Annotated in this window: 13 protein-coding genes, 1 tRNA gene and 1 riboswitch; of the genes, 8 read left to right on the top strand and 6 right to left on the bottom strand. The window is 50.5% G+C overall.

Going from position 1 to position 16,111, the window contains the following annotated elements; all coding sequences use genetic code 11:
- The first annotated feature begins 40 nt into the window (after positions 1-40).
- The 3 genes from HEP82_RS03900 (at position 41) to HEP82_RS03910 (ending at position 2,944) form a co-directional block, all read left to right on the top strand.
- Entirely contained in the window at positions 41-592 is a 552-nt protein-coding gene (locus tag HEP82_RS03900; RefSeq protein ID WP_192456887.1) for an NAD(P)H nitroreductase, read from the top strand.
- Between the two features lie 88 nt (positions 593-680).
- Complete coding sequence (locus HEP82_RS03905; RefSeq protein WP_192456888.1) at positions 681-2,600, top strand: DNA topoisomerase III; 1,920 nt, start codon at positions 681-683, stop codon at positions 2,598-2,600.
- Positions 2,601-2,611: 11 nt separating this feature from the next.
- On the top strand, positions 2,612-2,944 hold the full coding sequence (locus HEP82_RS03910) for a DUF1496 domain-containing protein (RefSeq protein WP_192457097.1): 333 nt from the start codon (positions 2,612-2,614) through the stop codon (positions 2,942-2,944).
- Positions 2,945-3,000: 56 nt separating this feature from the next.
- Here HEP82_RS03910 and xthA read toward each other — a convergent pair whose 3' ends face one another.
- Positions 3,001-3,807 (bottom strand): exodeoxyribonuclease III, encoded by an 807-nt coding sequence (gene xthA, locus HEP82_RS03915; RefSeq protein ID WP_192456889.1) that lies wholly within the window; start codon positions 3,805-3,807, stop codon positions 3,001-3,003.
- 248 nt (positions 3,808-4,055) lie between these two features.
- Positions 4,056-4,150: riboswitch (glycine riboswitch) on the top strand.
- 21 nt (positions 4,151-4,171) lie between these two features.
- On the opposite strand from xthA, the gene HEP82_RS03920 reads away from it, so the two are divergent.
- Positions 4,172-4,792 carry a trimeric intracellular cation channel family protein gene (locus tag HEP82_RS03920; RefSeq protein ID WP_192456890.1) on the top strand — a complete coding sequence of 207 codons (621 nt, stop codon included), beginning with the start codon at positions 4,172-4,174 and terminating at the stop codon, positions 4,790-4,792.
- Between the two features lie 146 nt (positions 4,793-4,938).
- Here the strand turns inward: HEP82_RS03920 and HEP82_RS03925 are convergent.
- The 3 genes from HEP82_RS03925 to HEP82_RS03935 form a co-directional block, all read right to left on the bottom strand.
- A tRNA-Tyr gene (locus HEP82_RS03925) sits at positions 4,939-5,023 on the bottom strand.
- 148 nt (positions 5,024-5,171) lie between these two features.
- Positions 5,172-6,020, bottom strand: coding sequence for a formyltetrahydrofolate deformylase (purU, locus tag HEP82_RS03930; RefSeq protein ID WP_192456891.1), 849 nt, complete (start codon positions 6,018-6,020; stop codon positions 5,172-5,174).
- A gap of 72 nt (positions 6,021-6,092) precedes the next feature.
- Positions 6,093-6,560, bottom strand: coding sequence for a YchJ family protein (locus tag HEP82_RS03935; protein ID WP_192456892.1), 468 nt, complete (start codon positions 6,558-6,560; stop codon positions 6,093-6,095).
- Positions 6,561-6,686: 126 nt separating this feature from the next.
- Here HEP82_RS03935 and rssA point away from each other — a divergent pair, with 126 nt between their 5' ends.
- From rssA to galU, 3 genes are all read left to right on the top strand, one after another.
- On the top strand, positions 6,687-7,589 hold the full coding sequence (gene rssA, locus HEP82_RS03940) for a patatin-like phospholipase RssA (protein WP_192456893.1): 903 nt from the start codon (positions 6,687-6,689) through the stop codon (positions 7,587-7,589).
- 49 nt (positions 7,590-7,638) lie between these two features.
- Positions 7,639-8,655: a two-component system response regulator RssB gene (gene rssB, locus HEP82_RS03945; RefSeq protein WP_192456894.1), complete on the top strand. Its 1,017-nt coding sequence runs from the start codon at positions 7,639-7,641 to the stop codon at positions 8,653-8,655.
- 190 nt (positions 8,656-8,845) lie between these two features.
- The gene (galU, locus tag HEP82_RS03950) at positions 8,846-9,757 is read left to right on the top strand and encodes a UTP--glucose-1-phosphate uridylyltransferase GalU (RefSeq protein ID WP_192456895.1); all 912 of its coding nucleotides are present in this window, start codon (positions 8,846-8,848) and stop codon (positions 9,755-9,757) included.
- A gap of 109 nt (positions 9,758-9,866) precedes the next feature.
- Here the strand turns inward: galU and hns are convergent, their stop codons facing one another.
- The gene (hns, locus tag HEP82_RS03955) at positions 9,867-10,274 is read right to left on the bottom strand and encodes a histone-like nucleoid-structuring protein H-NS (protein ID WP_192456896.1); all 408 of its coding nucleotides are present in this window, start codon (positions 10,272-10,274) and stop codon (positions 9,867-9,869) included.
- A 377-nt stretch (positions 10,275-10,651) separates the two neighbouring features.
- On the opposite strand from hns, the gene HEP82_RS03960 reads away from it, so the two are divergent.
- Positions 10,652-11,248, top strand: a complete 597-nt coding sequence (locus tag HEP82_RS03960; RefSeq protein ID WP_192456897.1) for a thymidine kinase — start codon at positions 10,652-10,654, stop codon at positions 11,246-11,248.
- Between the two features lie 1,114 nt (positions 11,249-12,362).
- Here the strand turns inward: HEP82_RS03960 and adhE are convergent.
- Positions 12,363-15,044: a bifunctional acetaldehyde-CoA/alcohol dehydrogenase gene (gene adhE / locus HEP82_RS03965; protein ID WP_192456898.1), complete on the bottom strand. Its 2,682-nt coding sequence runs from the start codon at positions 15,042-15,044 to the stop codon at positions 12,363-12,365.
- Positions 15,045-16,111 lie beyond the last annotated feature (1,067 nt).

Below are 16,111 nucleotides of genomic sequence, written 5' to 3' on the forward strand. Positions count from 1 at the left end.
TGTCTTGACAGGCACTTGGATCATTAACAGGAGAGATGTGATGGAGGCTCTTGAGTTGCTGTTGAATCGTCGTTCGGCATCCCGGTTAACCACACCGGCACCGACTGGGGCGATTCTGGAGAATATTCTTCGGGCAGGGATGCGGGCGCCGGATCATGGTGCATTGCAGCCGTGGCGTTTTTCCATTATTCAAAGCGAAGGGCTAGGTCGTTTCAGCGAGGTATTGGTTCGTGCCGCACAGCAAGACAACATGGATGATGCTGGCGTAGAAAAAGCCCGTCAGGCGCCGTTTCGCGCACCGTTGATCATTACGGTCGTGGCGCATTGCGAGGACAATCCCAAAGTACCGCATTGGGAGCAGGTAGTTTCCGCCGGGTGCGCGGTGCATGCTATGCAGATGGCGGCTCAGGCCCAGGGGTTCAACGGTATCTGGCGCAGTGGCGCCTGGACGCATCATCCGGTAGTCCGCGAAGCCTTTGGGTGCCGTGCTCAGGATGAGATCGTCGGCTTCCTTTATCTTGGCACGCCTCTGCTCAAGGCTCCCGCAAACGTGACTTCCCCCAATACTGAAGCATTTGTCAGTTACTTCTGATCGTTATTTATGACGGTTCTCAATGCCATCTTCCTCCTGAACGAGGAAGATGGCGGCAGTAAAATCCCGCTTTCCGTTACGGTGTCACATGCGTTTGTTTATTGCCGAAAAACCCAGTCTGGCCCGAGCCATCGCCGATGTGTTACCCAAGCCGCAGCGACGCGGCGAAGGGTTCATTGCCTGCGGGCAACATGATGTGGTGACTTGGTGCGTCGGGCATTTGCTGGAACAGGCGGAGCCCGAGCGCTACGATCCTCGCTATGCACGCTGGACGCTGGCGGATCTGCCCATCGTGCCGCAGAAATGGCTATTGCAGCCGAGGCCTTCCGTCAGTAAGCAGTTGAAGGCGATCGGGCAACTGCTGAAGCAGGCCGATGAGATTGTTCATGCCGGCGACCCGGATCGTGAAGGGCAACTGCTGGTGGATGAAGTGCTGGAGTATCTGGCGTTGTCAGAAGAAAAACGCGGCCAGGTACGCCGTTGTTTGATTAACGATCTCAACCCCCAGGCGGTGGAGCGCGCAATTTCGCGTCTGCGTGAAAACCGCGAATTTGTCCCGCTGTGCGTGTCTGCATTAGCCCGTTCCCGCGCCGATTGGTTGTACGGGATCAATATGACCCGCGCATATACGTTGTTGGGGCGTAATGCCGGTTATGACGGTGTATTGTCGGTGGGGCGGGTGCAGACGCCGGTGCTGGGGTTGGTGGTTCGGCGCGATGAGGAAATAGAAAATTTTGTTCCCCGCGACTACTTCGAGGTTAAGGCGCATATCGTCACACCGGCGGAAGAGCGTTTTGTCGCGATGTGGCAACCCAGCGACTCCTGTGAGCCTTATCAGGATGAAGAAGGACGGCTGCTGCATCGGCCACTGGCGGAGCATGTGGCGCGTCGAATTGAAGGACAGCCGGCGCAAGTCACGGCGTATAATGATAAACGGGAATCAGAAACAGCGCCGTTGCCGTATTCGTTGTCCGCGCTGCAGATAGAAGCGGCTAAACGATATGGGCTGAGCGCACAGCAAGTGCTGGATATTTGCCAGAAACTGTATGAAACCCACAAACTGATTACCTACCCACGTTCGGATTGCCGCTACTTGCCGGAAGAACATTTCGCCGGGCGGCAGGCGGTCATGAATGCGATTGCGGCGCACCGGCCAGATATGCTGCCGCAGCCCGCCGTGGATAGTGAGCGGCGTAATCGTTGTTGGGATGACAGCAAGGTGGATGCGCATCACGCGATTATTCCTACGGCACGCAGCGCTCGCGTTACGCTGACGGAATCGGAAAACCAGGTTTATGGGCTGGTCGCTCGCCAGTATCTGATGCAGTTTTGCGCCGATGCGGTATTTCGTAAATGCGTGATTGAACTGGAGATTGCCGGCGGCAAGTTTGTGGCCAAGGCGCGTTTTTTGGCTGAAGCCGGTTGGCGGACACTGCTTGGCGGCAAAGAGCGGGATGAGGACAACGAAGGTACGCCGTTGCCGGTGGTTTCCAAAGGCGATGCGCTGTTGTGTGAACGCGGTGAAGTGGTCGATCGCCAGACGCAGCCGCCACGGCCGTTTACCGATGCCACGTTACTGTCCGCCATGACCGGCATCGCACGCTTTGTTCAGGATAAGGATTTGAAGAAAATTTTGCGGGCGACGGATGGCCTGGGGACGGAAGCGACCCGAGCCGGTATCATCGAATTGCTGTTTAAACGCGCGTTTTTGTTCAAGAAGGGGCGTTCTATTCACGCGACGGAAGCGGGAAGAGCGCTGATTCATGCCTTGCCGCCCAGCGCCGCTCACCCGGATATGACTGCGCATTGGGAGTCGACGCTGACGCAAATCAGCGAGAAACGCTGCCGTTATCAGGATTTCATGCAACCGCTCACGCAGTCGCTCTATTCTCTGATTCAGCAAGCGCAACAGACAAGTAATATGAGTATGTTCAGAGGGTTGCCGCCGACGAAACGGGCAACCGCAAAACGGCGCAAGCCATCGTCCAGGGCAAAGGAGCAACAGTAATGAGAGTGTTGATGACATCATTAGTGGTGGCGGGGTGTATCGGGTTGCCGACGTGGGCGCACGCGGTTTCTTCATCGGTAAGCTCAACCACATCCACTGTTGGCACTGGATCGTCGCGGGTCAATCCCGACGTGGTCGTCACGGTGCCGCCGCAGGTGATCTGGGGAAATGGTAACGGCACTGCCCAGCAAAACGCCACCCATTGTATACGCTGCTGTATTTATCAGAATCAAAGTTATTCGGAAGGCGCGGTCGTCAAGGCGGAAGGCGTATTGTTACAGTGCGCGGAAGATAAACAGCGGCTGAGTACGAATAATCTGGTATGGCGTATCGTCAAGCAGTAAGCGTTTAACGTTAAAGTCGACAGGCTGCAGCAGCGATGCCGCAGCCTTGTTGTTTGTCAGAAGGCAAACTCCGCCCATATCGGGGCATGATCCGAGGGTTTTTCCATCGAACGGATCGCGTAGTCGATCCCGGTAGCACTACAGCGGCTGGCCAGCGGTTGACTGGCAAGGATGAGATCGATACGTAACCCACGGTTGTCATCGAAGCCGCTTGAACGGTAGTCGAACCAGGAAAAACGATCCCGGCATTCTGGGTTTTGGGCCCGGAATGTGTCGACCAGCCCCCAGTCCTGCAAACGCAACATCCATTCCCGCTCTTCCGGTAAAAATGAGCATTTACCGGTTCGCAGCCAGCGTTTGCGGCTATCTTCGCCGATCCCGATATCCAGATCGGTGGGGCTGATGTTCATATCCCCCATGATCAATACCGGTTGTTCCGCATTGTGGTGGTGTTCGAGGTAGTGTTGCAGATCCTGATAGAAACGAGTTTTGGCAGGAAACTTGACCGGATGGTCACGGCTTTCCCCCTGAGGGAAATAGCCATTGATGACGGTGAGCGTTCCCAACGGCGTTTCAAGGTCGGCCATGATAATGCGGCGTTGGGCATCTTCTTCATCGGTCGGAAAACCGCGTCTGACGGCAAGCGGCATGTTACGGGTCAGCATTGCAACGCCGTAATGGCCTTTTTGCCCGTGATAGAAAACGTGATAGCCGAATTTGGCGACATCCTCCAGCGGAAAGACATCATCATGCACTTTGGTTTCCTGCAAACCGATAACATCCGGCTGATGTTGCTCGATCACTGCAGCCAATTGATGAGGCCTGGCACGCAGCCCATTAATATTAAAAGAGACAAACTTCATGTTCGTAGCCGCTGTTAAAAAACGTGGGTCGATGTTAGCAGAAACCGCCGCGTGGCGTCATCTTGAGGCGCTGGCGCAGATGCTATCGCCGGAGAAATACCAGAATATAAGTATTGCTGATGGCTGGTTGAACATGCATTCGGGAGCCCGTATACTCCGCGGCTCGCAGGAGAGCGGCGGACGTCATCATCCGCCCGCCGAAGGCGCAAACTCCCATAATCGCTCAGGCTACCTTACTGCGACGTTTAATCACGCCAACTGGAGAGTGGTTGCCAGACAACCCACCGAAGGGGCAAGCAGCATCGCTGTGTAAACTCTCAGGTAAAAGGACAGAGGGAGGGGCACATTTCACAGGGGGGCCGGTGTGCTGACCTATATTTACCTGATTGCCATTACCGCTGAAGGCATGTCCGGCGCGCTGGCCGCCGGTCGTCGGAATATGGATATTTTCGGCGTATCGATGATCGCGTTCATTACCGCCTTAGGGGGAGGTACTGTGCGCGATATTCTTCTGGGCAACTACCCAATCGGTTGGACCCAACATCCCGCTTATATCTATCTCACGATTGGTGCCGGGTTGATCACCGTACTCATCGCCCGTGTCATGCATCACCTGCATCGACTTTTTCTGGTGCTGGACGCCATGGGGCTGGTGGCGTTTACCATTATTGGCTGCAATGTCGCGATCGGATTAGGGTATTCACCGACCGTCGTAGTCATGGCGGGCATTACCACCGGTATTTTCGGCGGCATCCTGCGGGATATTTTCTGCAACCGGACGCCAATGGTGCTGCGCAAAGAACTTTACGCCTGCGTCTCTCTGCTGGTGGCGTTGCTTTACCTGGGGTTGCGCGAGTTTGGTATCAACCATGACATCAATCAGGTGATTTCTTTTTCGATCGGGCTGATGATTCGTTTGGCGGCGATACGGTGGTCGTGGCGTTTGCCGGTATTCAGTTATATGCCTGGACGCTGGGCGGAATAACGTATCTGACTTTACGCTGTGGAATATGGCTGCGTATCCTCTGTTTGGGCTGAAATGAACATTTAAGCCTGAGCTGAGGAGACGTACTTTTTGATTGGGGAGTGTCGAATCGAATACCGACATGCTCAATGGTTTTGTCGGTGAAGTGGTGGTGGGGGAAGGATTCGAACCTTCGAAGTCTGTGACGGCAGATTTACAGTCTGCTCCCTTTGGCCGCTCGGGAACCCCACCACTGGGGAAAAGCCTTTGTGTTCAGGCGGGGCGCATCATATCAAATGCCATGGCCCTGTAAAGCATGAAAAAATGAAAACAGGATTGTTTGCCGATTTTTTACGCCATCTGCCGCCGTTGTAAGCGAAAGATGGCGTCGTTTTATCTGTCAGAGAATGATGGTGCGGTTGCCGTAGACAAACACACGTTGTGCCAGTACGTGATATAGCGCGCGACTAAGCACATTTTTCTCCACATCGCGACCTGCACGCATCATGTCATCCCCGGTATAGGTATGGTCGACATGGATGACGTCCTGCATGATGATTGGGCCTTCATCCAGATTATCGTTTACATAGTGCGCGGTAGCGCCAATGATTTTTACGCCGCGTTCATAAGCCTGATGGTAAGGTCGGGCGCCGATGAAGGCGGGCAGGAACGAATGATGGATGTTGATGACGCGATTGGGGTAATGCTGCACGAACGCCGGGGTCAATACCCGCATGTATTTGGCCAGTACGACATAATCCGGCTGGTACTGGTCGATTTGCGCCATCATTTTCAGGTCATGCTCTTCGCGGCTCAGGCCCTCGTGGCTGACCAAGTGAAAAGGGATATCAAACCGTTCGACCAGCGTTTTCAGCGTGTCGTGATTACCGATAACGGCGGAGATTTCCACATCCAAACCGCCGTAGGCGCATTTCATTAGCAGGTCGCCAAGGCAATGCGCTTCTTTAGTGACCAAAATGACGATGCGGCGACGCCCTGCGCTGGTCAACTCACGCACAGAACCTTCCGGTAAGGCGCCATCCAGATCCGCCAGCAAGGTTGTGTCGTTGAAAATGCCTTCCAGTTCGGTACGCATGAAAAAACGCCCGGTTCGGTGGTCGACGAATTCCGAGTTTTGCACAATGTTCAGTTCGTGCTTGTAACAAATATTAGTGATTTTGGCGATAAGCCCTTTTGCATCAGGGCAAATAGTCCGTAAAACTTTTCTTTGAATATTCTGAGGTTGCATGGATTCGGGATCCTGTCCAAAACATAAATCAGGTGTTGCCGTTGTGCAGTGCCGGAATCACTGCCGTTAACGCTATTGTCCGCAGCACTTTTTGTATTTTTTGCCGGAGCCGCAAGGACATGCGTCGTTTCTGCCAGTTTGCAGATGAACGCCGTCGACATAGTACCAGCGATCGCGACAGTGAAGGAAGCGGGAACGTTCCCGCATCATCATTCGGCGTTGGGGCCGAGACGGGTCGCTATAACTGGCTGCAAACTCAACGTAACCTTCATCGGGGGTTGTACCTTCGGTGATATGAATAATGTTCAAACCCAACCATTGGGTACTGTCGACACTGTCGATAATCGATTGTCGCCAGTTTTCTGCGTGGCATTCTGGGTGCCATGTAGCGAGCAGATACTCGATATTTCGGGTGACATACGCGCTGTAGCGTGAACGCATCAGGGTTTCCGGGCGCGCCGCCGTGGTCTCAAATTGCAGATAAGGCTGACAGCACTGTTTAAACTGCCGCCCGCTGCCGCATGGGCAATACTCGGACACAATATCTCCTGCCTGATTTGGCGATAGCGGTTAAATAATTGGAAAATCGTCGGGTAAACGGCGATATGTTACCCAACTGGGGTCGCGTCTAGCAATGTGGACTAGAATGGGACAGAGGGAGGAACCATGCGGAAGGTGAAAATCGGTCTGGCGTTGGGCTCGGGGGCGGCCAGAGGATGGGCGCATATCGGGGTAATCAACGCATTGACGGAGTTGGGCATTGAGCCGGAAGTGGTTGCCGGATGTTCAGTCGGCGCGCTGGTTGGTGCGGCTTATGCCACTAACCGGCTCGACAGTATGACTCGTTGGGTTAGCAGCTTTCGATACTGGGACGTGATTCGTCTGATGGATTTTTCCTGGCGGCGGGGCGGGCTGTTACGGGGTGATCGCGTGTTTAACCATGTGAAGCGCCTGCTTCGCGCACAGGACATCGCCGACTGTGCTATCAGGTATGGTGCGGTGGCGACCAACCTTAGCACTGGGCGTGAGTTGTGGTTGACGGAAGGAGACCTCCATCTGGCGATTCGCGCCTCCTGTAGCATGCCAGGGTTATTGTCCCCTGTATCCTTCAATGGATATTGGTTGGTAGACGGCGCGGTGGTTAATCCTGTTCCAGTATCATTAACCCGGGCAATGGGGGCGGATGTGGTGATTGCTGTTGACTTGCAGTACGACGCCAGTCTGAAACACCCGGATTTGTTATCGGTGAAGCCGGAAAGGCCAGTAGCCGCCGCGTCGTCACTGGGCTGGCGTGACCGTCTGCGTGAGCGATTGAGTCATCGCTTCCGCCACAAGACAGATACGACGCCGACAGCCATGGAGATCATGAGTACATCTATTCAGGTATTGGAAAACCGGCTGAAAATGAATCGCATGGCCGGCGACCCGCCGGACGTATTGATTCAACCTTATTGCCCGCAAATCGCTACGCTTGATTTTCATCGGGCCGAAGAAGCCATAGCTGCGGGGCGGCTGGCTGTAGAGCGGCAGCGGGATGCGCTGTTGCCGTTAATTAATCAGAGTGTATAGAAGTGTTTCTTCATATTTCTGTGGTGAAAGCTAGGGGAAGGAATTATTGATGACACAGCCGCTGACGGGAAAATCCATTTTGGTCGTCGAGGATGAGGCCGTTTTCCGCTCGGTGCTGTCTGGCTTTCTGACGTCATTAGGGGCGATGGTACACGAAGCAAGCAATGGTCGTGAAGCCCAGACACAGATGGCGAGCCAGTTGCCTGATTTGATTATCTGCGATCTGAATATGCCGATGATGGGGGGATTTGAGTTTCTGGAACAACTCCGCCAGCATGATATCGCCACCCCAGTGTTGGTGGTATCGGCCACCAATCATATGGCCGATATCGCCAGAGTATTACGGCTGGGGGTGCAGGATGTATTGTTGAAACCCATTCACGATTATGCCCGGTTGCGGGAATCGGTCATGTCCTGCCTTTATCCCGCAATGTTTACTTCACAGGCGAATGAGCTGGAACAATTGATGCGAGATCTGGATTCTCTCAATCAATCTCCCGGCGCGGCGATCAAATTACTGGAACAACTGCAGCCACCGGTACAACAGGTTGTTGCCGAATGCCGAATTAATTATCGGCAACTGACCGTTGCCGATCGTCCGGGGCTGGTATTGGATATTGCCGCACTGTCTGAAATCGAGTTGGCATTCTATTGTCTGGATGTGACACAGGCGGAAAATAATAACGGCATACTGGCTGCGCTGTTATTACGCTCGCTGTTTAATGGTTTGTTGCAGGAGCATCTGGCTTATCAGAATCGACGTCTGCCGGAATTGCCAGTGTTGCTGAATCAGGTTAATCAATTACTACGGCGGGCAAACTTGAAGGGACAGTTTCCCTTGCTGGTGGGTTATTATCATCGGGAATTAAAGCGGGTGATCCTTATTTCTGCGGGGTTGCATGCAGCATTAAGCACCAAAGAGCATGAGGTTGACCTGAACAATGGCGTACCACTGGGAGCAATGGATGTCCCTTATCTGAATCAGTTAAGTTATCAATGCGGATCCTGGGAATGTCAGATTTGGGGGAATGGAGGTCGGTTACGTCTAATGCTTTCTACAGATTAATCTTATAGCGATGACTATTGCTCCATTTCAAACTATGCCAGCGATTGTTGTTATTTTTTACGCGATCTATGATTTTTTCATTAATCACTCAGGTTGGATGAGCATTGCTTTTTGAAACTGGTATACTTTCGCGGTTTTACTCACCGGATAAATAATGCTCATTATTTGAACGATATCTGCGAGGTTGTTTATGTCAACTATCAATAAAAAAGTAAAAAAAGCGGTCATTCCGGTGGCAGGGCTGGGAACACGTATGTTACCCGCTACTAAAGCCATTCCCAAAGAAATGCTGCCATTGGTCGATAAACCGCTGATTCAGTATGTGGTTAATGAATGTATTGCGGCAGGTATTACTGAAATTGTTTTGGTTACGCATTCATCTAAAAACTCAATAGAAAACCACTTTGATACCAGTTTTGAATTGGAAGCCATGCTGGAAAAACGTGTACAGCGACAGCTGTTGCAGGAAGTGCAGGCTATTTGTCCGGAACATGTCACCATTATGCAAGTGCGTCAGGGATTGGCAAAAGGATTGGGTCATGCTGTTCTTTGCGCGCATCCATTAATCGGGGATGAGCCGGTTGCCGTCGTTCTTCCGGACGTCATTATTGATGAATATGCCTCCGATTTGAAAAAAGATAACCTGAGTGAAATGTTGCAACGTTTTTATAGCACCGGCCATAGCCAGATTATGGTTGAGCCGGTAGAAAATGTGAGCAGTTATGGTGTTGTTGATTGCAAAGGCGTGGAATTAAAACCTGGCGACAGCGCGCCGATGGTTGGCGTGGTTGAAAAACCGAAAGCGTCCGAAGCTCCGTCTAATTTGGCTGTTGTCGGTCGCTATGTTTTGTCTGCGGATATTTGGGATTTGTTGAAAAAGACTCAACCTGGTGCAGGTAATGAAATTCAGCTGACCGATGCGATTGCCATGTTGATGGAAAAAGAAACGGTAGAGGCTTATCACCTGAAAGGGGTAAGTCATGACTGCGGTAATAAACTGGGATATATGACTGCATTTGTTGAGTATGCTATGCGTCACGATGTTCTGGGGGCGGATTTTTCACAATGGCTGAGCGATGCCATTGAAGATGAAGTAAATTAATCCCGGATGTATTCCCCTTACTTATAGGTGTAAGGGGATGTTTTCTGACTGGGTATACCAATAAAAAAACACCCCGTTATGGGGTGTTTTTTTATTTATTGAAGAGGGTTTAGAGCAGGAAATCGTCCAGCGATTTACCTTGTTCTTCAATGGCCTTTTTGATTACCGCTGGAGTGCGGCCTTGACCGGTCCAGGTTTTCAACTCGCCATTTTCATCGGTGTACTGGTATTTTGCCGGGCGCGCAGCACGTTTGGCTTTACTCGTAACCTTGGCTGAACCTAACGATTGGAGTAATTCGTTAGGATCAATACCATCGGCAATTAACATATCGCGATATTGCTGTAATTTGCGTGCACGTTCTTCGATTTCTGCCTGAGCCTGGTTTTCTTCTTCGCGGCGTTCATTTACCACGACTTCCAGTTTCTCCAGCATTTCTTCCAAAGTCTCCAGACTACATTCCCTTGCCTGGGCGCGCAGAGTACGGATGTTGTTTAGAATCTTCAGTGCTTCGCTCATTGTATTAATCTCGAAATAAATATTCATCGGTGATAGTACGCAGATAATAGAGTGCCATTTTCTTTTCTGCAATAGGCAGAATTGTAATATTGTTAAATTTTGGCTGATTTAAAACAATAATCACGTTACTGCTGCAATATAAAAATGTTCTGTGTGGGTAATTGATTATGTTATCGAGCGTGGAGATAAATAGAGACCCGTCTATACCTGCGAACACGCTCTAAAACATTATGGATGTTTTTATATAACAAAATTGCTGAACATTTATTGGACATAACTTTAGGTTTCAGACCATGCCTGCAGCTCAACATCATTGCCTGTGTTACAATAATTTTCAACGATTACAAACCGATGTCTAGGCGACGAGGAGGGCCGAAATGGCTCAACTTTATTTTTATTATTCGGCAATGAATGCAGGAAAATCTACAGCGCTGCTGCAATCTTCATATAACTATCAAGAGCGCGGTATGCGTACGATGGTGTTTACGGCTGAAATAGATGACCGGTCGGGCGTCGGCAATGTCAGTTCCCGTATCGGTCTTTCCTCACCAGCATTATTGTTTAATGAGCATACGGATTTATTCCTGACCCTGGAGCAAGAACATCGGCAGCAAACTATTCATTGCGTACTTATTGATGAAAGTCAGTTTTTGAGTCGAGAACAGGTAGGTCAACTGTGCGATGTGGTCGATCAACTGGATATCCCGGTTTTATGTTATGGCCTCAGAACGGATTTTCGCGGTGAATTGTTTAGCGGAAGTCATTATTTATTGGCATGGGCTGACAAATTGATAGAGCTTAAGACTGTCTGTCATTGTGGGCGTAAAGCCAACCATGTATTGCGACTTGATCAGGATGGAAAACCTGTCATTGAGGGGGCCCAGGTGGTTATTGGCGGGAATGAGAGTTATGTCTCCGTGTGCCGGAAACATTATAAAATTGCACTGGGGCTGACACGTAAAGAGAACGAATAGTTGTTTCCTATGGCGGGGGATTTATATCCTCAATAATCCGAATTGCAGGCAAGCGGTAAGTCAGAAAATCCCGATACGCTTATTCCGGTAAGCTATTTAGGTGAGTGACAAGTCTGCCAGAAGCAGATTAAACCCTGCTTGCTGTGTCCCCTGCAGGGGGAGGCCCAGGGATGGGCGAATAATAAAGCCAACGCACCTGCAACTAAATCTGACGGTTATAGCTGCATTTACCATATTAATAATCTGATAATGATTCCATCTGGTGATGGCCAGTGTGATGGCATGACTCCCGACGATGGTTAAGCGATGTTGAATTAAAGAAGATAAAAATCCATCCGTGTTGTTTCTCAGGATGATGCGTGCGATATGGAATGGTATCTATCTCTTTCTAGCCGTATTTTCTTTTACGCTTTGGTTAATGATTATTTCGACAGGGGAGCAGGTCATCGTGTTGATACACGGTTATCTGGCACCGCAGGTCAATTAATCGCGTAGGAATTCCCGCTGATAGCGTCATGTTGCATAAATTAAGTTGCAGGAAGGCGACAAGTGAGTGAATTCCGATGAGTTGACTTCGATAGTGGCTTGGATAAATGAACGCTGTCAGCGTCTCAGCACCGGATGTATGACAGGGATATATCTCCATACCCGTCATACTTCAAGTCGCAGGTGCGTTGGCTGCCCTTGCTCACCCCAGTCACTGACTTGAGTAAGCTCCTGGGGATTTACTCGGTTGCCGTCTGCCTGCCACTCGAATTATTTGGGGTATATATGCTTTATCTTCGCCGGTCGCGCGCGCAGGTGTGCAATACACGTTGTGGCACACGTCTCTGATACACCGATGGGCGAGGGTGGTAGCGCGTATTGAGGCGTTATGGCGCCCGGTACAGGTCTATCATCAAGTGAACCGGACAACCGCTAATGAGCTGTGTGAGCGGGGAATATTTCTGTCATTGGGGCATCAAGGTTGCCTGTCAGCGTGCAACATAAAAAAATCCGCAACCTCATTGAGATTACGGATTTTTACTGTTCCGCCGGGGCAAGCGACCGGCTAAATTTGATTAACCGATCGCCTTACCACATGGGCCATTTTTAGCATGATCGACAAGAAAGATTAATTAACGGCTTTTTTTTCTTTCTTTTCTGTTTTTGCCGGTGCCGGTGCTGCTTTGGCTTCAGTGACAGCATGCTCGGTAAACGGACGGCCGTAGAATGTGTCCAACAGAATCTGCTTCAATTCTGAGATCAGCGGATAACGCGGGTTGGCGCCGGTACACTGATCGTCGAATGCATCTTCAGACAGTTTGTCCACCTTGGACAGGAAATCCGCCTCCTGCACGCCGGCTTCACGAATAGAGGTGGGGATACCCAGTTCCTTCTTCATGCCTTCCAGCCACAACAGCAATTTTTCGATTTTCTGCGCGGTACGATCGCCCGGAGCGCTCAAACCTAAATGGTCTGCTACTTCGGCATAACGACGACGTGCCTGAGGTCGGTCATACTGGCTGAATGCCGTCTGCTTGGTCGGGTTGTCGTTGGCGTTATAACGGATCACGTTAGCAATTAGCAGGGCGTTGGCCAGCCCATGCGGAATATGAAACTCGGAACCCAGTTTGTGAGCCATGGAGTGACAGACGCCGAGGAAAGCGTTGGCAAACGCGATACCGGCTATCGTGGCGGCGTTGTGAACACGCTCGCGCGCCACCGGGTTTTTGGCTCCCTCGTTATAGCTTGCCGGCAGGTTTTCTTTCAGCAATTTCAACGCCTGCAACGCCTGGCCGTCAGAGTATTCGTTGGCCAGTACGGAGACGTAGGCTTCCAATGCATGGGTAACAGCATCGAGACCACCGAATGCGCACAATGATTTCGGCATGTTCATCACCAGATTGGCGTCAACGATAGCCATATCGGGTGTCAGTGCATAGTCAGCCAGTGGATATTTCTGTCCGGTGGCGTCATCGGTCACTACAGCGAACGGCGTGACTTCTGAACCGGTGCCGGACGTCGTAGTAATGGCGATCATCTTCGCTTTGACGCCCATTTTCGGGAATTTGTAGATACGTTTGCGGATATCCATGAAGCGTAAAGCCAGCTCTTCGAAGTGCGTATCTGGGTGTTCGTACATGACCCACATGATCTTGGCGGCATCCATAGGGGAACCACCGCCCAGTGCGATAATGATGTCCGGTTTGAACGCATTAATTTGTTCGGCGCCTTTGCGCACGATGCTGAGTGTCGGATCCGCCTCTACTTCGAAGAACACATCTGTTTCCAGGCCATTTTGCTTCAGTACGGAAGTGATCTGATCAACATAACCGTTATTGAACAAGAAACGGTCAGTGACGATGAACGCACGTTTGGCGCCATCGCTGGCGACTTCTTCCAGCGCAATCGGTAATGAGCCGCGGCGGAAGTAGATCGATTTGGGAAGCTTGTGCCACAACATATTTTCCGCCCGTTTTGCTACGGTTTTACGGTTAATCAAGTGTTTCGGCCCGACGTTTTCCGAAATAGAGTTACCGCCCCAGGAGCCGCAACCCAGCGTCAGGGAAGGGGCCAGTTTGAAGTTGTACAGGTCGCCGATACCGCCTTGCGATGCCGGGGTGTTGATCAAAATACGCGCAGTCTTCATCTTATCGCCAAAATAACTGATGCGGCTGGCTTGATTGTCCTGATCGGTATAAAGGCAGGAGGTATGGCCGATACCGCCCATAGCGACCAGTTTTTCCGCTTTTTCGACAGCGTCTTCAAAATCTTTGGCTCGGTACATGGCCAGCGTCGGGGACAGTTTTTCATGGGCGAACGGTTCAGATTCGTCGGTTTTGCTGACTTCGCCGATCAGCACTTTGGTATTGGCCGGAACGGTGAATCCCGCCAGTTCGGCAATATGAGGTGCCGGTTGACCGACGATTGCGGCATTCAGCGCGCCGTTTTTCAACAGCACGCTTTGTACGGCGGCCAGTTCTTTATCTTTCAGCAAATAACCACCGTGGGTGGCAAAGCGTTCACGCACGGCATCATACGCGGAATCCACCACGATCACTGATTGTTCCGACGCGCAGATAACGCCATTGTCGAAGGTTTTCGACATCAGAATGGAGGCGACAGCGCGTTTGACATCCGCAGTTTCATCGATAACGACCGGTGTATTGCCCGCGCCCACACCGATGGCTGGTTTACCGGAGCTGTATGCCGCTTTCACCATCCCCGGGCCGCCGGTCGCCAGGATCAGGTTGATGTCGGGGTGATGCATCAATTGGTTGGAAAGCTCAACGGAAGGTTCGTCGATCCAGCCAATGATGTCTTTCGGCGCGCCAGCAGCAATCGCGGCCTGTAACACAAGATCCGCTGCTTTGTTCGTGGCGTTTTTCGCACGAGGATGTGGAGAGAAGATAATGCCATTGCGGGTTTTAAGACTAATCAATGCCTTGAAGATTGCGGTGGAGGTTGGGTTGGTCGTTGGGACGATACCGCAAATAATGCCGATGGGTTCTGCGATAGTGATGGTGCCAAAGGTATCATCTTCGGACAAGACGCCGCAGGTTTGTTCGTCTTTATAAGCGTTATAGATGTATTCGGAAGCAAAGTGATTCTTGATCACTTTATCTTCGATAATTCCCATGCCGGATTCCGCTACCGCCATTTTGGCCAACGGAATTCGGGCATCAGCAGCAGCTAATGCAGCCGCACGGAAGATTTTATCTACCTGCTCCTGCGTATAATTAGCAAAGATATGCTGTGCTTTCTTCACTCGTTCGACCAAGGCGTTGAGTTCAGCAACGTTTGTTACGGCCATAATACTCTCCTGTAATGTTAAGCTCTTTCAGTCAATGGGCCGGATTACAGGCAAGTAACTCTCTCTACGACCTCGACGGGCGAAACGTCTCTGACGTCGGGTAATGTGAGGTTATCTCCATTGACTCAAAGCGCTTACTATGACACCTATAGCTGACAATTCATGTTATCTATATGGGTTTCTCAATCTTTCCTAAAAATACGATCGGCAACAGATATTAATTGTCGTCTGTTTCAGTATGAATCCAGAATACTCGTTTGCTTACCCCTATTTTGTGATCAATATCTACAAATCTTCAAGCTGACTCCATTCAGCATTGCGTTTTTGATGATCAAATACACAGTCATTCGTTGTTATTTGAATAAGATAATCAATTGTTAAATCTATTCTGTCTGTGTTTTTATCCCATTATTTTAATAAAACATGGGTGATGATCACGTTAAATTCAGTGGAAAGAAGCGCGGAACATCATCATTCAAGCGATCAGAATTCCTAATGTTACCCATACATCGTCATGCCGTGGCGGAAATCGACAATATGGCGTGGTGGCGAAATCCTAATGATGTCCCCCAAGATGAGACAGTTCGCCATGAACCGTCCCGGCGTTTTCCCGGATTGAATGGCGCCAGCTCCGCGGGGCCATTCAATCCGGTATGGGGGCTCGGAGGGAAAAGTCTGGCGACTACCAGGTTCTTCCCTGACTCGTCGCGTCTTATGCACGCCATAACATTATTCTATTTATTAAATATATTTATATTTTTGTGCGAAATAAGCTCATCGAATATACCCACCCAATCTATACTTTCTGCTTTACACATCCACACCTGATTGCTTTTTTGTTGTTAATTTCGTCACATTGTTTGTTTCTCATGTTGAGAAAATTCCATGGAATTCCACAGTATTTTATCGCTCATTTTTGGGTCTTGTCTGGGGTTAATTTTATAAAATTTGCTGATATATAAAAAAAACACTGTATATACCGCCACATTGGACCAATGTATCCAGTTGTTTATGTATTCAGCTTGTTGTTGTGAAAAACATGTTTTTGCGCATATAAACGCAATAAA

This window comes from Musicola keenii (assembly GCF_014855505.1).
Taxonomy (GTDB): domain Bacteria; phylum Pseudomonadota; class Gammaproteobacteria; order Enterobacterales; family Enterobacteriaceae; genus Musicola; species Musicola paradisiaca.